Source organism: Citrobacter sp. CK189 (assembly GCF_030333505.1).
Taxonomy (GTDB): Bacteria; Pseudomonadota; Gammaproteobacteria; order Enterobacterales; family Enterobacteriaceae; genus Citrobacter_B; species Citrobacter_B koseri.
In genome coordinates, this window is record NZ_JAOWFV010000038.1 from 1,019,074 (window position 1) to 1,040,843 (window position 21,770).

The 21,770-nt window shown below is 53.9% G+C and carries 19 protein-coding genes and 1 tRNA gene; 8 read left to right on the forward strand and 12 right to left on the reverse strand.

The window, feature by feature from the left end; all coding sequences use genetic code 11:
* Nucleotides 1-137: 137 nt before the first annotated feature.
* The 4 genes from pdeR to fabI form a co-directional block, all read right to left on the reverse strand.
* The gene (gene pdeR / locus OGV83_RS14735) at nt 138-2,129 is read right to left on the reverse strand and encodes a cyclic di-GMP phosphodiesterase (RefSeq protein ID WP_286463891.1); all 1,992 of its coding nucleotides are present in this window, start codon (nt 2,127-2,129) and stop codon (nt 138-140) included.
* A gap of 248 nt (nt 2,130-2,377) precedes the next feature.
* On the reverse strand, nt 2,378-4,312 hold the full coding sequence (locus OGV83_RS14740; protein WP_060816072.1) for an exoribonuclease II: 1,935 nt from the start codon (nt 4,310-4,312) through the stop codon (nt 2,378-2,380).
* 88 nt (nt 4,313-4,400) lie between these two features.
* Nucleotides 4,401-5,558, reverse strand: a complete 1,158-nt coding sequence (locus OGV83_RS14745; RefSeq protein ID WP_200030180.1) for a carboxymuconolactone decarboxylase family protein — start codon at nt 5,556-5,558, stop codon at nt 4,401-4,403.
* 243 nt (nt 5,559-5,801) lie between these two features.
* Nucleotides 5,802-6,590: an enoyl-ACP reductase FabI gene (fabI, locus tag OGV83_RS14750; protein WP_058669218.1), complete on the reverse strand. Its 789-nt coding sequence runs from the start codon at nt 6,588-6,590 to the stop codon at nt 5,802-5,804.
* A gap of 477 nt (nt 6,591-7,067) precedes the next feature.
* On the opposite strand from fabI, the gene OGV83_RS14755 reads away from it, so the two are divergent.
* Nucleotides 7,068-7,143: transfer RNA gene (locus OGV83_RS14755), tRNA-Thr, on the forward strand.
* Nucleotides 7,144-7,252: 109 nt separating this feature from the next.
* Here OGV83_RS14755 and OGV83_RS14760 read toward each other — a convergent pair.
* The 8 genes from OGV83_RS14760 to pspF all read right to left on the reverse strand — a co-directional run bounded on the left by OGV83_RS14760 (nt 7,253) and on the right by pspF (nt 15,602).
* Nucleotides 7,253-8,086, reverse strand: a complete 834-nt coding sequence (locus tag OGV83_RS14760) for an SdiA-regulated domain-containing protein (RefSeq protein WP_286463898.1) — start codon at nt 8,084-8,086, stop codon at nt 7,253-7,255.
* Nucleotides 8,087-8,171: 85 nt separating this feature from the next.
* Entirely contained in the window at nt 8,172-8,978 is an 807-nt protein-coding gene (gene sapF, locus OGV83_RS14765) for a peptide ABC transporter ATP-binding protein SapF (protein ID WP_012132256.1), read from the reverse strand.
* A gap of 1 nt (nt 8,979) precedes the next feature.
* Nucleotides 8,980-9,972, reverse strand: coding sequence for a peptide ABC transporter ATP-binding protein SapD (sapD, locus tag OGV83_RS14770; RefSeq protein ID WP_012132257.1), 993 nt, complete (start codon nt 9,970-9,972; stop codon nt 8,980-8,982).
* Nucleotides 9,972-10,862, reverse strand: a complete 891-nt coding sequence (gene sapC, locus OGV83_RS14775; RefSeq protein WP_012132258.1) for a peptide ABC transporter permease SapC — start codon at nt 10,860-10,862, stop codon at nt 9,972-9,974. The genes sapD and sapC overlap by 1 nt, the downstream gene beginning before the upstream one ends.
* Nucleotides 10,849-11,814, reverse strand: coding sequence for a peptide ABC transporter permease SapB (gene sapB / locus OGV83_RS14780; protein ID WP_047463560.1), 966 nt, complete (start codon nt 11,812-11,814; stop codon nt 10,849-10,851). The genes sapC and sapB overlap by 14 nt, the downstream gene beginning before the upstream one ends.
* Nucleotides 11,811-13,454 (reverse strand): ABC transporter substrate-binding protein SapA, encoded by a 1,644-nt coding sequence (sapA, locus tag OGV83_RS14785; protein ID WP_012132260.1) that lies wholly within the window; start codon nt 13,452-13,454, stop codon nt 11,811-11,813. Before sapA ends, sapB begins: the two co-directional genes overlap by 4 nt.
* Before the next feature lie 178 nt (nt 13,455-13,632).
* Nucleotides 13,633-14,085, reverse strand: coding sequence for a DUF3828 domain-containing protein (locus OGV83_RS14790; RefSeq protein WP_258869216.1), 453 nt, complete (start codon nt 14,083-14,085; stop codon nt 13,633-13,635).
* Between the two features lie 542 nt (nt 14,086-14,627).
* Nucleotides 14,628-15,602, reverse strand: a complete 975-nt coding sequence (gene pspF, locus OGV83_RS14800; protein WP_199972032.1) for a phage shock protein operon transcriptional activator — start codon at nt 15,600-15,602, stop codon at nt 14,628-14,630.
* 172 nt (nt 15,603-15,774) lie between these two features.
* Here pspF and pspA point away from each other — a divergent pair, with 172 nt between their 5' ends.
* The 7 genes from pspA to tyrR all read left to right on the forward strand — a co-directional run bounded on the left by pspA (nt 15,775) and on the right by tyrR (nt 21,673).
* Nucleotides 15,775-16,443, forward strand: a complete 669-nt coding sequence (pspA, locus tag OGV83_RS14805; RefSeq protein ID WP_012132265.1) for a phage shock protein PspA — start codon at nt 15,775-15,777, stop codon at nt 16,441-16,443.
* A gap of 54 nt (nt 16,444-16,497) precedes the next feature.
* On the forward strand, nt 16,498-16,722 hold the full coding sequence (gene pspB, locus OGV83_RS14810) for an envelope stress response membrane protein PspB (protein WP_012132266.1): 225 nt from the start codon (nt 16,498-16,500) through the stop codon (nt 16,720-16,722).
* Entirely contained in the window at nt 16,722-17,081 is a 360-nt protein-coding gene (pspC, locus tag OGV83_RS14815; protein ID WP_012132267.1) for an envelope stress response membrane protein PspC, read from the forward strand. Before pspB ends, pspC begins: the two co-directional genes overlap by 1 nt.
* Before the next feature lie 10 nt (nt 17,082-17,091).
* Nucleotides 17,092-17,313: a phage shock protein PspD gene (gene pspD / locus OGV83_RS14820; RefSeq protein WP_049008178.1), complete on the forward strand. Its 222-nt coding sequence runs from the start codon at nt 17,092-17,094 to the stop codon at nt 17,311-17,313.
* Nucleotides 17,314-17,527: 214 nt separating this feature from the next.
* Nucleotides 17,528-18,925: a YcjX family GTP-binding protein gene (locus OGV83_RS14825; RefSeq protein ID WP_115609861.1), complete on the forward strand. Its 1,398-nt coding sequence runs from the start codon at nt 17,528-17,530 to the stop codon at nt 18,923-18,925.
* Nucleotides 18,922-19,983: a YcjF family protein gene (locus tag OGV83_RS14830; RefSeq protein WP_115609280.1), complete on the forward strand. Its 1,062-nt coding sequence runs from the start codon at nt 18,922-18,924 to the stop codon at nt 19,981-19,983. The genes OGV83_RS14825 and OGV83_RS14830 overlap by 4 nt, the downstream gene beginning before the upstream one ends.
* Nucleotides 19,984-20,131: 148 nt before the next feature.
* Complete coding sequence (gene tyrR, locus OGV83_RS14835; RefSeq protein WP_134769386.1) at nt 20,132-21,673, forward strand: transcriptional regulator TyrR; 1,542 nt, start codon at nt 20,132-20,134, stop codon at nt 21,671-21,673.
* The last annotated feature ends 97 nt before the right edge of the window (nt 21,674-21,770 follow it).

Consider the following 21,770-nt stretch of genomic DNA (forward strand, 5'->3'; position numbering starts at 1 on the left):
AATAATGCCAAAAGAGAAGGGGAAAAACAGGATTCGCCAAAACCATTGGGTAATATTATATATTCTGTTATTACATGCAGATAAGTTTGTTACCAGAGGTCTCTTACCCTGTCCCGAACGCCTGTTTTTTGCCCATCTCAGCGCATCTTTTTATTCAGATAACGTTTATACCAGCGTTCAAAAGCGGCGGCGGGCATGGGTTTGGCAAACAGGAACCCCTGGCGCTCGTTGACGCCATTCTTGGTTAAAAACGCATCTTCTTTTGCGCTTTCGACGCCTTCCGCAATCACCTGTAGATTTAACGCCTGCGCTACGGCGACGATCGCGCGTACTAACGATTGCGAAACCGACCGCTTATGAATGTCTCTGACAAACGTCTGATCCAGCTTGACCGCATCAATGGGGAAGCGGGCAAGCTGAGAAAGCGACGAGTAGCCGGTGCCAAAATCGTCCAGATGTATCTGTGCGCCAAGCTGGCTGAATTGCTGGATGACGGTCAGCGCCAGCTCTTCGTTTTCAATCAAACAGCTTTCTGTCAGTTCGACATCAATCGGGCAATATTCGAAGTTCAGTTCATGAAGCACCTGCTTCAGGTCGGTAAAAATAGTTTGATCCGCGAGCTGGCGGGCGGATACGTTCACCGCGACGCGAAGGTTGATGCCTTTGCTGCGCCATTTGGCGACCTGCCGTACAACATCCATCATCACCCATCGCCCCAGCGGGACAATCAGCCCAGACTCTTCGGCGTAGGAGATAAACTCCAGCGGGGGAATTAACCCGCGTTCCGGTGATTGCCAGCGCACCAGCGCTTCGAGGCTGCGGACTTCGCCGCGCCAGGTCATCTTCGGCTGGTAGTGGATCAGGAGCTGATCGTTTTCCAACGCTTTGCGCAGATTGGTGTCCAGCCAAAGATACTCAAAGACGCGCTGGTTCATCTCGGGAGAGTACACGCAAAACTGTCCACGTCCGCCTTCTTTCGCGGTGTACATTGCGGTATCCGCATTACGAATCACGCTTTCGCTGTCATGCCCGTGCTGTGGCGCAAGGGCGATACCGATAGAACAGCCGGTATACACCTCGATAAGGCCAATGCGAAAGGGTTGACGTAAGCGTGTGAGAATTCGCGATGCCATGGCCTCCAGCGACCCTTGCGAAGTCTGCGTGGCGAGAACGATAAACTCATCGCCGCCGAGGCGGGCCAGCAGTTGATTCTCCTCAAGGCAACTCAGGATCGCCAGCGAGACGGCCTGTAACAGCTGGTCTCCAAACATATGCCCGTAGGCGTCGTTCACCCTTTTGAAGTTGTCCAGGTCCAGATAGACGATACCAACCTGATTGTCGCCCGCGTTTTCAATGGCATCGTTAATCAGCTCATGAATGGCATTCCGGTTAGGCAGCCCGGTGATTGTGTCCGTATTCGCCAGTACGCGTAAACGCTCCTGCGTACGCCGCTCCTCGGTAATGTCGGTGCCTGAACAGATTAAAAAGATTTCGTTCTTACCGCTGCCGCTATGGACAAATTTATTCCGAAACAGAAACAGGCGCTGGCCTTTGCGGGTCTTTACCCAGCGTTCGATCTCATAAGAGTTGCCGTTGCGGAAAAAACCGCTGATGTTGCGCCTGGAGGCCGCGGCTTCGCGCCGGCTCATAAATAATTTGAAGACGCTTTGCCCAATGACGTCATGCTCTTTTAACCCGGTGTATTCTTCGCAAAGACGGTTAAAACGCTGGATATTCCCGCGGCTGTCAAGGATTACGATCGCTGAGTTGGCCTCTGATACCACCTGCTCTGCAAAGGAGAGTCCCAGAACGGCCTCCTGCGTATCTGAGGGCGCATCATGCCAGACCGATACGTTTCCTGCCCATTCGCGCTTGTTGATTTTTCGCCCGACAAGTTGCACGGGAATGGCATTATGTTCACCGGGAAGGGTGAGTAACAGGCTTGACGTGATGACGGTCATCTCCCGGATGCGGTCAGCCTGCTCGGAAGATAATGCAACGGTCTGGTCAGCGTCGGCAGCCTCAGTCGCGGATAAACGCAGGGTGTCGCAGTCATCCGATAAACGCCAGTAAGGGCTATGGGTTCCCAAATCGCTAAACAATGAAACAGGCTCCAGAACGTCTTTCATGATGCTTACCATCCCGTTTAAAGCGCATACAGCCTCAGGAGAAAGGTTAGCCATGATTCGTACGAGGTAATTATGGCTGAACATATTGTTTTACTTATGTATTTATATGTAATCCAGATTCAGAAAAAAGCATAGCGAGCGGATAAAAATAATTCTGAACGGATGAGTGAAGTGTAGCGTGCGGTGGGTGGGGCGGGCAGAAAAAAAACGGCCTTTCCGGTTAAAGAAAGGCCGCTACATCAAAAACGTCAGGCGACAGGCCGGGCGATAATGCTACGGGTTTCCATGCGAACTTCCGCGATCGTTACATCGATCACATCCGTCACTTTGTATACCGTTTCACCTTTGATCTGCACGGTGCCGCTTTCCTGGCTGCAAACCAGCTCGTCACGTACGGCATGCAGGAACGGCGCCGGGATAAAGGCCATTGCGCCATTATCGACCAGGCGAACGCGCATCCCGCCGCGGCTGATATCAACGATTTCCGCCGCAAAGCGTGTTTCTGTACCGGCTTTATCATTCAGGAAACGCGCATATAACCAGTCTCCGACGTCACGTTCCGCCATACGGTTCAGGCGGCGGCGTTCAGCCATCTGCTGCGTTGTCTCTTCCTGCGGACGCGCGATGGTTTCGCCTTTGATGACGGCCTTCAGCAGGCGGTGGTTAATCATGTCGCCGTATTTACGAATCGGAGAGGTCCAGGTCGCATACGCTTCCAGACCCAGTCCGAAGTGAGGGCCCGGTTCGGTGCTGATCTCTGCGAATGACTGGAAGCGACGAATACGGCTGTCCAGGAAACCGGACGGTTGGGCATCCAGCTCGCGGCGCAGTTTGCAGAAGCCTTCCAGGGTTAATACGTCTCCTGCGTCAACGTGCAGGCCATGCGTTTTCAACAACGCTGCCAGCGCGTCGGCGTTGGCCGGGTCAAAGCCCATATGAACGTTGTAAATACCAAAGCCCAGTTTGTCGCGCAGCACGCGGGCGGCGCAAATGTTCGCCGCGATCATGGACTCTTCCACAATGCGGTTCGCAATGCGGCGAGGTTCCGCGACGATATCCAGCACTTCGCCTTTCTCTCCAAGAATAAAGCGATAGTCCGGGCGATCTTTGAACACCAGCGCATGGTTGTGACGCCATTCGCCACGGCTCAGGCAAATGCGCTGGAGCAGGCGGATCTGTTGGGCGATAGCGTCACTTTCAGGCTGCCAGCTGCCGGTATTTTCCAGCCAGTCGGAGACATTGTCGTAGGCCAGTTTGGCTTTCGACTTGATCGTGGCCGCAAAGAAGGTGATGTCATCTTCAATAGTGCCGTCGGCGGCAATGGTCATGCGGCAGGCCAGTGCCGGACGAACTTCCTGCGCGCGCAGGGAGCAGAGGTCGTCAGACAGTTCGCGCGGCAACATCGGGATGTTGAAGCCCGGCAGATAGTTGGTAAACGCCCGGATTTTTGCGATGTTATCCAGCTTGCTGCCTTCCGCAATCCACGCGGTCGGGTCAGCAATCGCAACCGTCAGTTGCAGCTTACCTTCGCCCAACTCTTGCGCATAAAGGGCGTCATCCATGTCTTCGGTGCTGGCGCTGTCGATAGTGACAAAATCCAGCGCGGTCAGATCCTGGCGTACCAGACCTTCATCAAGCATTTCTGTCGCCGCGCCGTTCGGCGCTTCTTTTTCGAGATTATGGCGAGCCAGCGTGACCCACCACGGTACGAAGTGGTCGTCGGCGAAGGTGATGAACTGGGTTAACTCGGCGTAGAAAGAGCGGTCGCCTTTCAGCGGATGACGGCGCATTTCAGCAACGGCCCAGTCACCCTCTTTAAATTCGTGTTCCACGCCACGGGCGGCACGGCATGGGATAGCGTCTTTCAGCAACGGATGATCCGGTACGATGGACAGACGATCGTTTTTACCCTGGATTTTGCCCACGAAGCGGGTCAGGAACGGCTCGATCAGTTCTTCTGGCTCGGCGGACTCGCGTTCTTTTTCCGTATGGATCACCGCGACAATGCGGTCGCCGTGCATGACTTTTTTCATCTGCGGCGGCGGGATGAAATAACTTTTTTGTGCATCGACTTCCAGGAAGCCAAAGCCTTTTTCCGTGGCTTTTACCACCCCTTCAGCACGCGGCGTCTGGGAATGTAGTTGCTGTTTAAGCTGCGCTAGCAGCGGGTTGTCCTGAAACATAATTGTCTATTTTCGTGGCCAAAAGAGCGGCTGACAGTTTTACGCGATTCTGCCTGGCGCAGCAAGCGCTCTTTCAGTAAAGGCGCGGTTAATGTGTTTCGCCCAACGCGATTTTTAAACGGTTCAACCAACCGCACAATCCGCACCAGCCCAGCAAGTTGACGGCCTGTTCCAGTGACGCCCCTTGTTCGAGTAACGGCGTGAATTGCGCAGCGCTAAAACGATCGGGCGCCCTGGTCAGCCATTGTATCGCTTGCGTGACAGGACGCTCAACCGGATGTTGGCTTTCCCAGTGCTGTATCTCCCGTTCACCCCGGCGGAACACCGAAATGGTCTCTGCCCATTCACCCGCGTGGCGTGACTGTTCATTAAAACAGGCAACGCTGCCATTGATGCGTGACGTGAGCAGCGTGGCGAGCGGGAGTGACGCCGGTGGCGCATCCGTACGCAGGGCGCTGGTGAGCAGTGTACCAAGTAAAGAAAGCAGGGCGGGTTCGTGAACCAGGACTGGCGCGAGCGTCAGCAGTTCTGCAACCGGCTGATGGTGAGACAGGCACTCCAGCTGTTCGGCGCTGGCGTAACGTATTTCCACGCCTTCCTGAGCCGGGTGCCATTGCGCGTCCCTTTCCTGGAAAAGCTGCGCATCGGCGAATTGCTGTATATCCAGACCCGGCACCCAGCGGACGGGGTGTCCGTGATAAGCCTGGAATATCGCCACGACGCGCGCCTGAAAACCCACAAAACCAATAATCTGGTTTATCAGAATGATGTCGCAGGTCGTCAGACCCACATCGTCAAGATGCTGGCGGTCGCGGGCATTAATGACCGCAGGGGAACTGGCCAGTTGACGCGCGTATTGCGTGATTTGCGCCAGTCGGTGGTTACTCTCCCGGGAGGAGTCCGGGCCGGGAAGCGGGGTCAGTCGCGCGGCGTAATGGTTACAGAGCCGCTGTACGCCATAGACCTGGGCAACGGTCAATGCGGTACTCATCCGTTCATAGGCGCTGAACGTGTGGAGACGATTCTGTGTGACGCGCTCGGGAAAGAGGCGTTGAGCAAGTTGACGGGCAGGGTGCAACCAGGACTGAAAGGGTAAAAGCACGTCTTCGGCGATCGCTAAATCCAGCAGAAAACTGTCCTCGACGTTCGCGGCTTCCGGCACCAGCGGGAGAACCTCTTGCGGATAAGTGCTGGACTGGGTTTCATGATACCAGTGGCTTTTGCCTTCAATTCGGCGTTGTTCCATGGGCGTTCCTTGGTCTAAAAGTGGCGACCCGGACACGTCGTCGTCGAATCACGCCGGATCGTTTTCGCTGCATTATCCTGGCGTAAGCAAGAGAGGGGATAAAAGATTGTTAGGTGATAATAAATATCAGAATGATATATACCGCGATGCGACAGCGCGCGAAGAATGGAAGGGGGGGAAAGGCGTCATCAGAGAAGGGAATAATGGGCGACGCTATGCCGCCCATTGCGGGAAGTGAAACGATTATTTCAGTTCCAGTTCGTTCATGGCTGCGATGCTGAAACCGCCGTCGACGTGAACGACTTCACCGGAGATACCGGCAGACAGATCAGAGCACAGGAAGGCGGCAGAGTTGCCCACATCTTCAATGGTAACGGTGCGGCGAATCGGCGTAACCGCTTCGCAATGCGACAGCATTTTACGGAAATCTTTGATGCCGGACGCGGCCAGAGTACGGATCGGACCTGCGGAGATTGCGTTAACACGAACGCCTTCCGGGCCCATCGCGTTAGCCATGTAACGCACGTTTGCTTCCAGAGACGCTTTTGCCAGACCCATGACGTTGTAGTTCGGGATTGCGCGCTCAGCACCCAGATAAGACAGGGTCAGCAGGGCGGAACCCGGATTCAGCATGGTACGGCAAGCTTTTGCCATCGCCACAAAGCTGTAAGAGCTGATGTCGTGCGCGATTTTAAAGCCTTCACGGGTAACGGCATCCACATAGTCGCCATCCAGCTGATCGCCAGGCGCGAAGCCGATAGAGTGAACGAAACCGTCGAATTTCGGCCAGACTTTACCCAGCTCGGCAAACATAGCGTCGATGCTGGCATCTTCAGCCACATCACACTGCAACACGATGCTGGAATCCAGTTGAGCGGCAAACTCTTCCACGCGGCCTTTCAGTTTGTCGTTCTGGTAGGTGAACGCCAGTTCAGCTCCTTCGCGGCGCATCGCCTGAGCGATACCGTAGGCGATGGACAATTTGCTGGCAACACCCGTTACCAGAATGCGCTTACCGGAAAGAAAACCCATAGCTTTAATCCTTATAGTCATTACTTATTTTTTGCTTTTAATATCAATAAATTAAAAGCAACATTTCAAAGTTATTCGAAATTAGCTCGAAATTATATCCCACTCACAGCCCTTTGTGTCACGATATTTTTCCGTCATTTCCCGTGACTTAGCTCCGGGGCGGCGCAGGGCGAGCCTGTTTACTTTCGATATTTTCCTGCATCCGTCCAGTATATCACCCGCTATCAGGTTCGCCTCATCCAACCAGCACGAGCGGGTGACGCGCTGCGAATATAAGGGATAAATACATTTGGACGAATCATAATGGTTGCATGACTAATTCTACTTATGTATTATTCGCAGCCGGTTCGTTATGACGCGTAAGTGCGTGATAACTCACAAGAACCGTCAAACCGCCATTAGCTCATCTGGAAGAGCGAACGACATTTATTGTGGGTGTTGTAGGGAACGGGGTTCGAGGCCTCGATGGCGGCCCAGGCCGACTTAGCTCAGTAGGTAGAGCAACTGACTTGTAATCAGTAGGTCACCAGTTCGATTCCGGTAGTCGGCACCATTTCAAACGTTTCCAGTGTTTTCTGACTTCACAAAAGCCCGCGTATCGCCGTTTCTTCTCTCCCGTCAAAACCGCGCTTCAACGGGAAAGAAGAGTCTGAACTTACGGTTTACCTGCCAGTCGAGACCTTTTCAAATCGATAAAACAGGTTCGGCTCACTCATAATATAAATGTTGCCGGCCTTATCCATCGACACGCCTTCAGGTTGCGGGATATCTTCCTCAAGACCATTTTCGCCCTGCGTTAATGACATCCGGCGCAGCACATTGCCGTTCAGGTCTATCTCTGTCAGGCTGCGTGACTCATCAGATAAGATCAGCAGATGTTCACCGTGGATGTGAAGGGCGGAGATATCGTCTACGTCCAGATTTTTAATCAGATCATCCAGTGGGACGATCTCAGAAAAATGAGTAAGGCCGCCGTCGCTTTGGGTTCGGTACAGCATGACCGGTTTACGTTCTTTGGCGAAATAGAGTTCATTTCGTCCGGCCATCCAGGCAATGCCTTCGATTCCCCGATTGCGCGCGTTCTCAAACAGGTCTGTTTCTATTTTTCTCACTGACCTGACGTCCAGATTCTGGCTGAGCTGGTAAACATACATCGCGGAGTCTGCTTCATCGACCAGTAAGTATGTCCCGTTACCCGCGTATTCGATTGATTCAGCATCTTTAATCCGATCTGCGATGCTTTTTCTGGCGAGTATTTCTCCATTTTTAGACAGTTTGAGGATGGTGGCGGGTCTGTTGAGGGTGGCGACAAAAACATCTTCTTCGGGCACGTAGCTCAGGGAGGATAAATTGTCGATCCCGGACAACGGTTTTTTGAAGTCCAGAGTGTAGCCGAATGCCGGTTCAGTCTGGTTGTCAGCGCGAGTGAATGCGAAAGCGGACGCCAGTAGCACAACCAGCGCCAGACACAGGATCAGCCAGGAATATTTTCTCATGGGCGCTCCTGCATCCGGGGCGCGCGGTGGATGGCCAAATGGCCGTTAATTGATTCAGACAACAGCATCATAACGCTCCTTCAGGCTAGCGATCTTTTCGCCAGGCGTCGGCGGTGAGGGCTTCGCCGAAGTGTCCTGCGATCAAACGGCGGGTGAGTTCATGTAACGGAGAGGCGAGAACATCAGCGGTGCTGCCGCGTTCGACCACTTCGCCCTGATGCATGACCAGCACCTGATCGCTGATGTGTTTCATCATTCCCAGATGCTGAGTGACGTAGATATACGAAATCCCCTGTTTTTCCTGGAGTTCCAGCATCAGGTTGATGAGCTGCGAGCGCATCGACATATCGAGCGAAGCCAGCGCTTCGTCGGCGATGATCACCTTCGGGCGTAAAATCAGGGCGCGGGCTAATCCCAGACGCTGTTTCTGCCCTGGCGCCAGCATGTGCGGATAATAGCTGACGTGGTCAGGGAGAAGGCCGACCATCCGCATGGTTTCAATAATCTGCTTACGTCGCTGCTCCGGTTCCAGATCGGTGTTCAACCGCAGCGGGAAATCCAGAATCTGCGAGATGCGCTGTCGCGGATTGAGTGACGTTGACGGGTCCTGAAAAATCATGCGGATGCGCTGGCTGCGAAACGAGTAGTCGCCGTATTTCAGCGGATGATCGTCAATCAGCAGTTCGCCGCTGGTCGGCGCGATCATTCCTGCCAGCATTTTCGCCAGCGTGGACTTGCCGGAGCCATTCTCGCCAATAATGGCGAGCGTCTGGCGTTCGCGTAATGTGAAGCTGAGCGGCTTTACCGCCTCGACGGTCTGACGCCGGAACCATCCTGTACGGTAGCGGAAGGTTTTACTCAGGTTACGCACTTCGAGCAGAGTTTCCACCATGTCACTCTTTCTCCATATTCAGCGGAAAATGACAGGCGTAGAGATGATTCTTCGCCCCGGTCAGACGCGGGGTTTCAATGCATTCTCGTTGAGCATACGGGCAACGTGGCCCCAGACGACAACCTATCGGTAATTGTTCCAGCAGCGGGATTGCCCCTGGCATGGTATTCAGGCGGCTTTTATGCGGCATGGCGCTGCCAAAATCCGGTATCGCGCGGATGAGCGCCTGAGTATAAGGGTGGTGAGGCGTAGCCACCAGATCCTTACTGGGCGCAGTTTCAACTGTCTGCCCGCAATACAGAACGTTAATTTTGTCTGCCCACTGGCTGAGCATTTGCAGGTCATGGCTGATCAGCAAAATAGTGGTATTGCTGTTCTGGTTCAGGCGCGTCAGCAGGCGGAAAATCTGCGCCTGGGTGGTGGGTTCCATCGCGTTGGTCGGTTCGTCGGCAATCAGCAAGCGCGGCTGATTGGCGAGCGCAATGGCGATCATGACTTTCTGACATTCGCCATCCGTCAGCTCATACGGAAAACTGCGCATCGCGTCTTTGTGATCTTTAATGCCGACCCGGTGCAACAGTTCAATGGCACGGCGTTTTCGCCAGCCAATACGCTGCCACCAGCGACCTTTATAGGTCCAGGCGGGAATATTCTGCATCAGTTGACGGCCAATGCGCTCTGAAGGATCAAGGCACGACTGCGGTTCCTGAAAGATCATCGACACGTTATGGCCGACCAGTTTGCGGCGCTCGCGCGCGGAAAGACGCAGCAGGTCGATATCGTCAAAGCGCATACGGTCGGCGGTGACGCGCCAGTTGTCTTTCGCCACACCGCAAATGGCTTTTGCAATCAGGCTTTTCCCGGAGCCGGATTCGCCGACCAGTCCACGAATTTCCCCTTCATTTAACGTCATACTGACCCGATCTACGGCTTTAACCCAGTCTTCGCCGGTTTTAAATTCAATGGTCAGGTTACGGATATCCAGTAACGGCATTATTCCACCCCCGCGATAATCGCGCGCCGGATGCCGTCGCCAAGCAGGTTCACCAGCAGAACGCTGATCATAATTGCCGCGCCAGGTAACATCACCGTCCACGGCGCGACATATATCAGTTCCAGCGCGTCGCCGAGCATGGCGCCCCATTCAGGAGAGGGGAGTTGCGCGCCGAGGTCGAGAAAACCGAGCGCGGCGATATCGAGGATCGCCATCGACAACGCGCGGGTGATTTCGGTAATCAGACCGGCGGTAATATTGGGCAGAATAGCAAACCAGAGAATATTGAGCGTGGTGGCGCCATCAAGGCGCGCGGCGATCACATACTCTTTTTCCAGCTCGTCATGCACCATGCTGTAGACCGAGCGCACCATACGCGGCAGCAGTGCGAGCCAGACGGCAAACATTGCGTGACTCAGATGCGGCCCGGCAAAGGCAACAACGATAATCGCCAACAGCAACGACGGAATAGAGAGCAGGGTGTCCAGAATATGGTTGAGTACGGCGGAGCGTAAGCCGTGCGTAGCCCCGGCGACAACGCCCAGAATCAGGCCGCACAGCGTTGCCGCCAGCGTGACGATAAACGCGCCGCCGACGGTGGGCGCCGCGCCGCTCAGCAGGCGACTTAAAACGTCACGCCCCAGATCGTCCGTCCCCAGAAAAAATGAGACTTCGCCATAGCGCGACCAGGACGGCGGCAGCAACTGGTAGCCGAGGAACTGCTGATCGATGCCGTAGGGAGCAAACCAACTGCCAAAAATACACAGCACCACCAGACCTGCGCAGCCGTAAAGACCGACCATCGCAGAAGCGTCGCCATAAAATTTGCGCCAGGCAGTGCGCAGCGTTCCCGGTGGGCGCTTTTCGCTGTACACACTATCGTAAGGCATACCATTCCTTATGTTTCAGAGGGTTAGCCATAGCACCCAAAATATCAGAGATCACGTTGACGATAATCACCAGCGAACCAACCACCATTACGCCTGCGGAAATAGCGGCGTAGTCCTGCTGGCGGATAGCGTTGATCAACCAGCGTCCCAGCCCCGGCCAGCTAAAGACCATCTCGGTGATCATCGCCAGCGTCAGCATGGTGGAAAACTGCAAGCCGAGACGCGGGATCACCGGCGGCAGCGCGTTGTGCAGCACATGCCGACGCAGAATCGTCAGCCGTGACAGACCGCGCGTCGCCGCTGCCTTCACGTAATTCTGGTCATACACTTCAATAGTGCTGATGCGCATCAGACGAATCACTTCCGTGGTGGGGGCGACGGCCAGCGTCAGCACCGGCAATACCATATGGCGCACTGCGCTCATCACCATCTCATCGCGCCAGGGCGAGTCGGAAATCCAGGCATCAATAATGGCGAAACCGGTGACCGGCTTCACTTCGTAAAGCAGATCAAAACGACCTGATACCGGCAGCCAGCCGAGCGTGAGCGAGAAAAACAGCGTCAACAGCAGCGCCAGCCAGAAGACCGGAATCGAAAATCCCACTAAGGCGAGGGCGCTGATGAAACGGTCTGGCCATTTATTCCGCGTTACGCCTGCCAGCATCCCCACGGGGATTCCGACCATCAGGGCAAAGCCGAAAGCGAGAATGCACAGCTCCATCGTGGCGGGAAAAACCTCTTTGAGCTGTTCAGAGATCAGCTGGCCGTTAATGCTGGAAACGCCAAAATCCCAGTGGATCAGGCTGTTAAACCAGAAAACCCAGGCGTTCCACAACGATGCGCCCTGTAATGGCGCATGGGGCGTGAAATAGCTCAGGCTAAAGCCGATAAAGGTCAGAAAGAACAGCGTGACCAACAGCAGCAGAAACCGACGCAGGGTGAAAATAATCATGGTTTTTTCACCTCATCTTCTTTTTCCCGCGAAACACCGGCAAACGAGGCGTTACCAAAGGGACTTAAAACCAGCCCTTTAATATCATAGCGATAAGCCTGTAAACGCAGCGAGGAGGCGAGCGGCAGTATCGGCAGCTCTTTTGCCAGAATATTTTGCGCTTCATCATACGCGTCAATACGCGCCGCAAGCTGCTGGGACGAGAGCGCTTTTCGCAGAATGCCGTCAAACTCAGGATGGCACCAGTGTGCAAAGTTGGTTTGTGAGTTAATGGCGGCGCAGCTCAGCAACGGCCTGAAGAAACTGTCTGGATCGTTACTGTCGGTTGCCCAACCGGACAACGTCAGATCATGGTTCATGTCCATTAACCGCGCCTCCTGGAAACGACCTTCTACCGGAACAATCACCACTTTTACGCCGACCTGCGCCATATCCGCCTGGATCAGCTCGGCGGTTTTCAGCGGGCTGGGGTTCCAGGCCTGGGAACTGGTCGGCACCCACAGCTGTAGCGTTAAGTTTTCCAGCCCCAGCGCTTTCAACTGCTCGCGGGATTTAGCCGGATTGTATTCTGTAATTTTAGCCTCGTTGTCATAGGCCCACGAGGCGCGCGGCAAAATAGAGGCGGCGGTTTCCGCTGTACCGTAGTAGATCGACTGCATCAGCCGCTGGTTGTTGATCGACAACGCCAGCGCATGGCGCACGGCGGGATTATTCAGCGGCGGCTTATCGGTATTAAAGGCCAGGTAGGCGATGTTCATACCGGGGCGCAGCGTCAAACGCAGGCGCGGATCGTCGCGCAGAATCGTGAGCTGACTGGCGGCGGGCCAGGCCAGCACATCGCATTCGCCGGTGAGCAATTTCGATAAACGGCCTGTGCCGCCGGAGCCTAAGTCAACCACCACCTGCGGCATCAGCGGTTTACCACGCCAGAATCCCTCATGACGTTGCAGACGAATATATTGTCCGGCGCGATATTCCGAGAGCTGGAACGGGCCGGTGCCGACCGGCTGGCGGTCAATCAGTTCCGGGTGATCCTGCTTTGTCAGCTGCGCCGCATATTCCGCTGACATGACCGACGCATAGTGCGTCGCCAGATGCCATAAGAAGGAGGCGTCTGGTTGGGTCAGGCGAAATTCGACGATATTGTTGTCCAGCTTACGCACGCTCTGGACGTTATCGGCAAACTGCAAACTGTCGAAATAGGGAAAGCTGCCGCCGTTAACGTTATGCCAGGGATGTTTGCGATCAAAAATGCGCTCGAAGGTAAACACCACGTCATCCGCGTTCAGCTTGCGGGTAGGGGTGAACCAGGCGGTCTTCTGGAAAGAGACGTTGCGACGCAGGTGGAAACGGTAGGTCGCGCCGTTGTCCAGCACTTCCCAGCTTTCTGCCAGTTCCGGCACCAGACGATAAGTATAAGGGTCCACATCCAGCAGTCTGTCATACAGCTGGGCGGCAAGTGTATCAACGATCAGGCCGCTGCTCGCTTTTTGTGGATTGAAGGTGTTGACCTGCCCACTGACGCAATAGACAAAGCCGCTGTCGCGAATATCAGCGTGCGTAGTCGGTTCAGGCGCAGCCGCAGCCTGACCACTCAGGAGTCCAGCCATCACGATCAGAGACGATAAAACCAGGCGCATAATTTTTAAGGTTTTTAGATTCGATCTGCAAAGTGTATCGCACTTCGGCCCGCCAGGTAAAAATGACTGCGGACAACTGGCGTAAATGTACACAATTGCGATGAAGGAATCGTCATACTGGTTGAATAAACACCAAAGGAAATGCCCGTTCAGTTAAGTTACGGGCTTTGATACATGATTACTTCAGGCTTACGTTTCGCAATATTTTCTGGCCTGCGACAGATTGTACTTTCCAGGTACCGTTTTCTTTCACCATGCAGTCTATTACGGTGTGTTTCTGTTCAGCGCCGAAAGAGACATAAACCTGTGTACATACGGGATCTAAGTCTGATGAGACGATCTCTATTTGCTGCCAGTCATCGTCAAAATCCTGGGCTTTGATGAACATATCAGAATCGGGTACATCTTCGGAGCTTGGGTCTGCTGTATTTGAGGCCTTTAACGCAGCAATGGTGTTTGCTGTAACGTAGGGCTGGAGTCCCTCATAATCAGCCAGTGGATTTTTCTCCTGTATTAGCTGGGATATGTACCAGCGATTAAATGTTAAAGCTGTAGCTTCGGGTCCGCCGGGAGACAACGCCGCAAAAGCAGAAGAGCTGATTAACAAGCCAGCCAGAATGGAATGTTTCATATCAGTCACGCCTGTAAAGTTGATAAGCTGGCTCTGCTTTACTCCATGTAGATCCAGGGTACATGCTGTGCTGCTTGTAATCTGAATACCAGGTCCCACGCCCATCATAAATACACGCGTGCCCTGACGGATGCCCTGGGATTGGTTGAATCACTGCGACATCACCCTCCCTGGGTGCGCCGGACACCGGGCGAAAACCAGCAGCGTATAAATTTGATGCCATATCTTTCGCGTGATGAGTGTTGTGCAGGTTTGCTCCTCCAGCACGAATTGCATTTGATACGAAATGTGCACATTTTTTTTGGCTTGAACTTCCCGCATGTCTGCGTGCGTATTCTACGGTTGCGTGTTTATCCCAATTCATGGCATTTCCCTTGTATGCAAAATCGTTGGGTATAACATTACGCTGGAAATTCAATCACCTTTGTAATTATTTTTATTATGTTATTAACCAATATCGAAATTAATTATAAAGAAAACCTCATTAATTCACTTAACATATTACCCCCACAGAATGAGAACAACTGTCCCGGGCATGAGCGCTAAATCTGATGTTTTTTGAGCAATGCGCGCAACTGGTGGTAGGTCAGACCCAGCAATTCTGCTGCCCGTTTTTGATTAAATTTCGCCTGTTGCAGACTGATTTGCAGAAAGTCTTTCTCCTGCTGTTGCTGAAATTCGCGTAAATCCAGCGGCAATGATGGCACAGAAACGGGCGTTTCCGGCGGCGTCGGTTCGGGAGTGTCACGCTTAAACGGGTCGATGATAATTTCATCTAACGGATAATCGCTGCTGCCATGCCGATAAACCGAACGCTCAACCACGTTTTTCAGCTCACGAATATTTCCCGGCCAGCGGTACTGAAGCAGGGTTTCTCTCGCCCGCGCGGTAAAACCCGGGAAGAGGGGCAGATGGATCTCACGGCACATCTGAATGGCAAAGTGTTCGGCCATTAACATGATGTCGCTTTGACGCTGGCGTAAAGGGGGAAGCTGCACGACGTCGAAAGCGAGCCGGTCCAGCAGATCGGCGCGAAATGTCCCTTCGCTCACCATTTGCGGCAAATCGGCATTTGTCGCACAGACCAGACGCACATTAACCTGCAACGGCTGGCTGCCGCCGACGCGCTCCAGCTCGCCGTATTCGATCACCCGCAGCAGTTTTTCCTGAACCAGCATGGGAGCGGTCGCCAACTCATCCAAAAAGAGCGTACCGCCATCGGCGCGTTCAAAGCGCCCGGGATGACGTTTTTGCGCGCCGGTAAATGCGCCTGCCTCATGACCAAATAACTCGGAGTCGAGCAGGTTTTCATTGAGCGCGGCGCAGTTAAGGGAGATGAACGGCCCTTGCCAGCGCGTTGAGAGAAAATGCAGCCGGTTGGCGATCAGCTCTTTCCCTGTTCCGCGTTCGCCAATGATAAGCACGGGTTTATCCAGCGGCGCCAGATGGGAAACCTGCTCCAGCACTTCAAGAAAGCTGTTGGCTTCGCCGAGAAGGTTATCTTTGTATTCTGCCATGATGAGATTCACCACTTGTTAGTGTTATTCACCACTTTAGCCTATTTCTCTCGTGAGGTAAAATCGTACATTGTTTTAATAATCAATATATTAAAAAGTTGGCACGCAGATTGTATTAACCCTGTAGCAGGGCATAGCCCGATATCAGAACATACCGTGTGAGGATTGAATTATGGGTATTTTTTCTCGTTTTGCCGACATCGTGAACGCCAACATTAATGCGCTGCTGGAAAAAGCGGAAGATCCGCAAAAGCTGGTGCGCCTGATGATTCAGGAAATGGAAGATACGCTGGTGGAAGTCCGTTCTAATTCCGCGCGCGCGCTGGCAGAAAAGAAACAGTTATCCCGTCGCATTGAGCAGGCCGCCGCGCAGCAGGCGGAGTGGCAGGAGAAAGCCGAGCTGGCGCTGCGTAAAGACAAAGAGGATCTGGCGCGCGCCGCGCTGATTGAGAAACAAAAACTGACGGATTTGATCGCCACCCTCGATCAGGAAGCGGCACTGGTTGACGACACGCTGGTGCGGATGAAGAAAGAGATTGGCGAGCTGGAAAATAAACTCAGTGAAACCCGTGCCCGTCAGCAGGCATTGACGTTGCGCCACCAGGCGGCAAGCTCTTCCCGTGATGTTCGTCGTCAACTGGACAGCGGCAAACTGGATGAGGCTATGGCGCGTTTTGAATCGTTTGAACGCCGTATCGATCAGATGGAGGCGGAAGCGGAAAGCCAAAACTTTGGCAAGCAGAGAACCCTGGATCAGCAGTTTGCCGATCTGAAAGCAGATGATGAAATCAGCGAACAACTGGCGCAGTTGAAAGCCAAAATGAAGCAAGATAACCAATAATAATACCTGGCGGCGCCCGAACGCGCCGCCGCTCATCACCTGTAAGGAGCACTCATGAGCGCGTTATTTCTGGCCATACCGTTAACCATTTTCGTGCTGTTCGTGTTACCGATTTGGTTATGGCTGCATTACAGCAACCGTTCCGGTCGGGGCGAATTGTCGCAAAGCGAACAGCAACGTTTAATGCAGCTAACCGACGAAGCACAACGCATGCGCGAGCGTATTCAGGCGCTGGAAGCCATTCTTGACGCCGAACATCCGAACTGGAGGGATCGCTAATGGGAGGAATTAACCTGAACAAGAAATTATGGCGTATGCCGCAGCAGGGGATGGTGCGAGGGGTGTGTGCCGGTATCGCGCAGTACCTTGATGTACCGGTGAAACTGGTGCGTATCCTGGTGGTGTTGTCGATCTTCTTTGGTCTGGCATTTTTCACCCTGGTGGCTTACATCATTCTCTCTTTTGTACTGGACCCGATGCCGGACAGCATGGCAACGGGCGAGCAACAGCCTTCCAGCGGTGAACTGTTAGATGCGGTGGATCGTGAACTGGCCGCAGGCGAAAAACGTTTACGCGAAATGGAGCGCTATGTGACCTCTGATACCTTCACGTTACGCAGCCGCTTCCGTCAATTGTAAGAGGACAGAGATGAATACTCGCTGGCAACGCGCCGGGCAAAAGGTGAAGCCGGGCTTTAAACTTGCAGGGAAGCTGGTTCTCCTGACCGCGTTACGCTACGGTCCCGCAGGCGTAGCGGGGTGGGCGGTGAAATCCGTGGCCCGGCGCCCGCTGAAGATGTTGCTGGCGGTGGCGCTTGAGCCTTTACTGAGCCGGGCAGCGGCTAAATTATCCCGGCGTTATGGGCGATAAGAGGATGCAGGAAATATTTTCTTAAGGCCATGTGTACAGGATGATGAAATCCTGATCATCAGTAAGAACGATAACAGGTGTACTTTTCTGCTTGTGGCGGCGTAAACGGCGTCGCCATAAATACCTCAGAGAGTTGATAATTAATAATCAGCCCCTATCTTTATTTCCTGCTCGTTATACTTTTTATGGACTCTTCAGGCACAACAGGATGGCGATGAAGCGACTCAAAAACGAACTTAACTCGCTGGTTAATCGCGGTGTAGACAGGCATTTACGTCTGGCCGTTACCGGACTTAGCCGCAGTGGAAAAACCGCGTTTATCACTGCGATGGTTAACCAACTGCTCAACATCCATGCTGGATCGCGACTGCCGCTGCTAAGCGCGGTGCGTGAGGAGCGTTTGCTGGGCGTGAAACGCGTTCCACAACGTGATTTTGGTATTCCACGTTTTACCTATGATGAAGGGCTGGCCCAGCTTTATGGTCAGCCACCTGTCTGGCCGACGCCAACGCGCGGCGTGAGCGAAATCCGCCTCGCGTTACGCTATAAATCCAATGATTCTTTGCTGCGCCATTTTAAAGACACCTCGACGTTATACCTGGAGATTGTCGATTATCCCGGCGAATGGCTGCTCGACTTGCCGATGCTGGCGCAGGATTACCTGAGCTGGTCCCGGCAAATGACCGGCTTATTGCAAGGGCAGCGGGGCGAATGGTCGGCCAAATGGCGTCAGTTATGCCAGGGGCTGGACCCGCTGGCGCCTGCTGATGAAAATCGCCTGGCGGAGATCGCTGCGGCCTGGACGACGTATCTGCACCAATGTAAACAGCAGGGGCTGCACTTTATTCAGCCTGGCCGCTTTGTGCTGCCGGGCGATATGGCGGGCGCGCCTGCGTTGCAGTTTTTCCCGTGGCCGGATGTGGATGCGCATGGCGAATCGATACTGGCGCAGGCGGACAAACACACCAACGCTGGAATGTTGCGTGAACGCTTTAATTACTACTGTGAAAAAGTGGTGAAAGGGTTCTATAAAAACCATTTCCTGCGGTTTGATCGCCAGATTGTACTGGTGGATTGCCTGCAACCGTTGAACAGCGGGCCGCAGGCGTTCAACGATATGCGTCTGGCGCTGACGCAATTGATGCAGAGTTTCCACTATGGTCAGCGAACGCTATTTCGCCGACTCTTTTCCCCGGTGATTGATAAACTGCTGTTTGCGGCGACCAAGGCAGACCATGTGACTGTCGATCAACATGCCAATATGGTCTCTTTGCTCCAGCAACTGATTCAGGATGCCTGGCAAAACGCGGCGTTTGAAGGCATCAGCATGGATTGTCTGGGACTGGCGTCCGTACAGGCGACGACCAGTGGATTGATTGACGTGAATGGTGAAAAGATCCCGGCTTTACGCGGTAACCGTTTAAGCGATGGAACGCCGTTAACGGTGTACCCCGGCGAAGTGCCTGCACGCCTGCCGGGACAGGCGTTCTGGGACAGTCAGGGTTTCCAGTTTGAAGCGTTTCGCCCGCAGGTGATGGATGTGGATAAACCATTGCCGCACATTCGTCTGGATGCCGCGCTGGAATTTTTAATAGGAGACAAATTGCGATGAGCGAACCGTTAAAACCGCGTATCGATTTCGCAGGTCCACTGGAGGTGGAGCAAAACCAGACGCTTAAAACGCAACAGACCTTCAGCGAGACGCAGGCGCAGACCTTTGCCCCCGCGCAGGTGGATGAACCTCTGGAAGACGAGGGACAGGCGGAAGCGGTCATTGACGCCGCACTGCGCCCTAAACGCAGTTTGTGGCGCAGGATGGTGATGGGGGGACTGGCGTTGTTTGGCGTCAGCGTTGTGGGCCAGGGCGTGCAATGGACCATGAACGCATGGCAAACCCAGGACTGGGTGGCGCTGGGCGGTTGTGCCGCCGGGGCGTTGATCATTGGCGCAGGCGTTGGCTCGGTCGCGACAGAATGGCGTCGGCTATGGCGATTACGCCAGCGGGCGCATGAACGGGATGAAGCGCGCGATCTGTTGCACAGCCACGGTACGGGAAAGGGCCGTGCGTTTTGCGAAAAGCTGGCGCAGCAGGCCGGTATCGATCAGTCTCACCCGGCGTTGCAGCGCTGGTATGCTTCGATTCACGAAACGCAAAATGATCGGGAAGTGGTCAGCTTATACGCTCAACTGGTGCAACCGGTGCTGGATGCCCAGGCGCGACGTGAAATCAGCCGTTCGGCCGCCGAATCCACGTTAATGATCGCCGTCAGCCCGCTGGCGTTGGTGGATATGGCATTTATCGCCTGGCGAAATTTGCGGCTGATCAATCGCATTGCGACGCTGTATGGCATTGAACTGGGGTATTACAGCCGTCTGCGCCTGTTTCGTCTGGTGTTGCTCAATATTGCGTTTGCGGGCGCCAGCGAGCTGGTGCGTGAAGTCGGGATGGACTGGATGTCGCAGGATCTGGCGGCGCGTTTGTCTGCCCGTGCGGCGCAGGGTATTGGCGCCGGGCTGTTAACCGCTCGTCTGGGCATTAAAGCGATGGAGCTGTGTCGTCCTTTACCGTGGATCGACGATGATAAGCCGCGTCTGGGGGATTTTCGTCGCCAGCTTATCGTTCAGGTCAAAGAAACCTTGCAGAAAAGCAAAACCCCGCGTGAAAACTGATCGCTGGAAGGGCGCTGACCGTATAACTTTACGGCCCGGCGCCCAATTTTCCGTCATGCTGTCAATAATTGTTGACAGAATCCTTCCTGCTAATCGAATACTGGCTTATCATCTATCTAATAGCTCATTGTTTTAGGTGAAAGTTCCCATGCGTCTGGAAGTCTTTTGTGAAGACCGTCTTGGTCTGACCCGCGAATTACTCGATTTGCTGGTGCTTCGTAGCATTGATTTACGCGGTATTGAGATTGACCCCATCGGGCGAATTTACCTTAATTTTGCTGAACTGGAGTTCACCAACTTCAGCAGCCTGATGGCGGAGATCCGCCGCATTTCCGGCGTGACCGATGTCCGTACGGTGCTGTGGATGCCGTCTGAACGCGAGCATCTGGCGCTGAGCGCACTGCTCGAAGCGTTGCCGGAACCCGTCCTCTCTCTGGATATGAAAAGTAAAATAGAGATGGCGAACCCCGCGAGCTGTCAGCTTTTCTCACAAAATCAGGAGCGTATGCGCAATCACACTGCCGCGCAGTTGATCAACGGCTTCAACTTCCAGCGTTGGCTGGAGAGCAACCCGCAGGTCTCTCACAACGAGCATGTGGTGATCAATGGGCAGAACTTCCTGATGGAGATTACCCCGGTTCATTTGCAAGGGGAAAATGACGAGTACATGCTCACGGGCGCTGTCGTTATGTTACGTTCCACCATCCGAATGGGGCGTCAGTTGCAGAATTTGACGACTCAGGATTTGAGCGCGTTTAGCCAGATTATCGCCGTCAGCGCGAAAATGAAGCATGTCGTAGAGCAGGCTCGCAAGCTGGCTACGCTGAGCGCGCCACTGCTGATTACTGGCGATACCGGAACCGGTAAAGATCTCTTCGCCCATGCCTGTCACCTGGCAAGCCCGCGTGCGGCAAAACCGTATCTGGCATTGAACTGCGCCTCCATTCCTGAAGATGCGGTTGAAAGCGAACTGTTTGGTCATGCGCCGGAAGGTAAAAAAGGCTTCTTTGAACAGGCTAACGGGGGTTCGGTGCTGCTGGATGAGATTGGTGAGATGTCGCCACGCATGCAGACCAAATTGCTGCGTTTTCTTAACGACGGCACCTTCCGACGCGTTGGCGAGGATCATGAGGTTCACGTTGATGTCCGGGTGATCTGCGCCACGCAGAAGAATCTGGTGGAACTGGTGCAAAAAGGGCTGTTCCGCGAGGATCTCTACTACCGTCTGAATGTGCTGACGCTCAATCTGCCGCCGCTGCGTGATTGTCCGCAGGATATCATGCCGCTCACTGAACTTTTCGTGGCGCGTTTTGCCGATGAGCAGGGCGTGCCGCGTCCGAAACTCTCTGCCGATCTCAGCACCGTATTAACCCGTTATGGCTGGCCGGGCAACGTGCGCCAGCTTAAAAATGCTATCTACCGGGCGCTGACGCAGCTTGAAGGGTACGAATTACGTCCGCAGGATATCTTGCTGCCGGATTACGACGCCACGACCGTTGCCGTTGGTGAAGATGCGATGGAAGGCTCGCTGGATGATATCACCAGTCGTTTTGAACGTTCCGTGTTGACGCAGCTTTATCGCAATTATCCGAGCACGCGCAAACTGGCGAAACGCCTGGGCGTCTCACATACCGCGATTGCCAATAAGTTACGTGAATACGGTTTGAATCAGAAGAAAAGCGAAGAGTAATTAATGAATAGAAGAACACCCGACAGTTATTGCTGTTGGGTGTTTTTTTATATCAGAATAAATAAATTTGCATCATAATTCTTAAGTTTTTACGCTT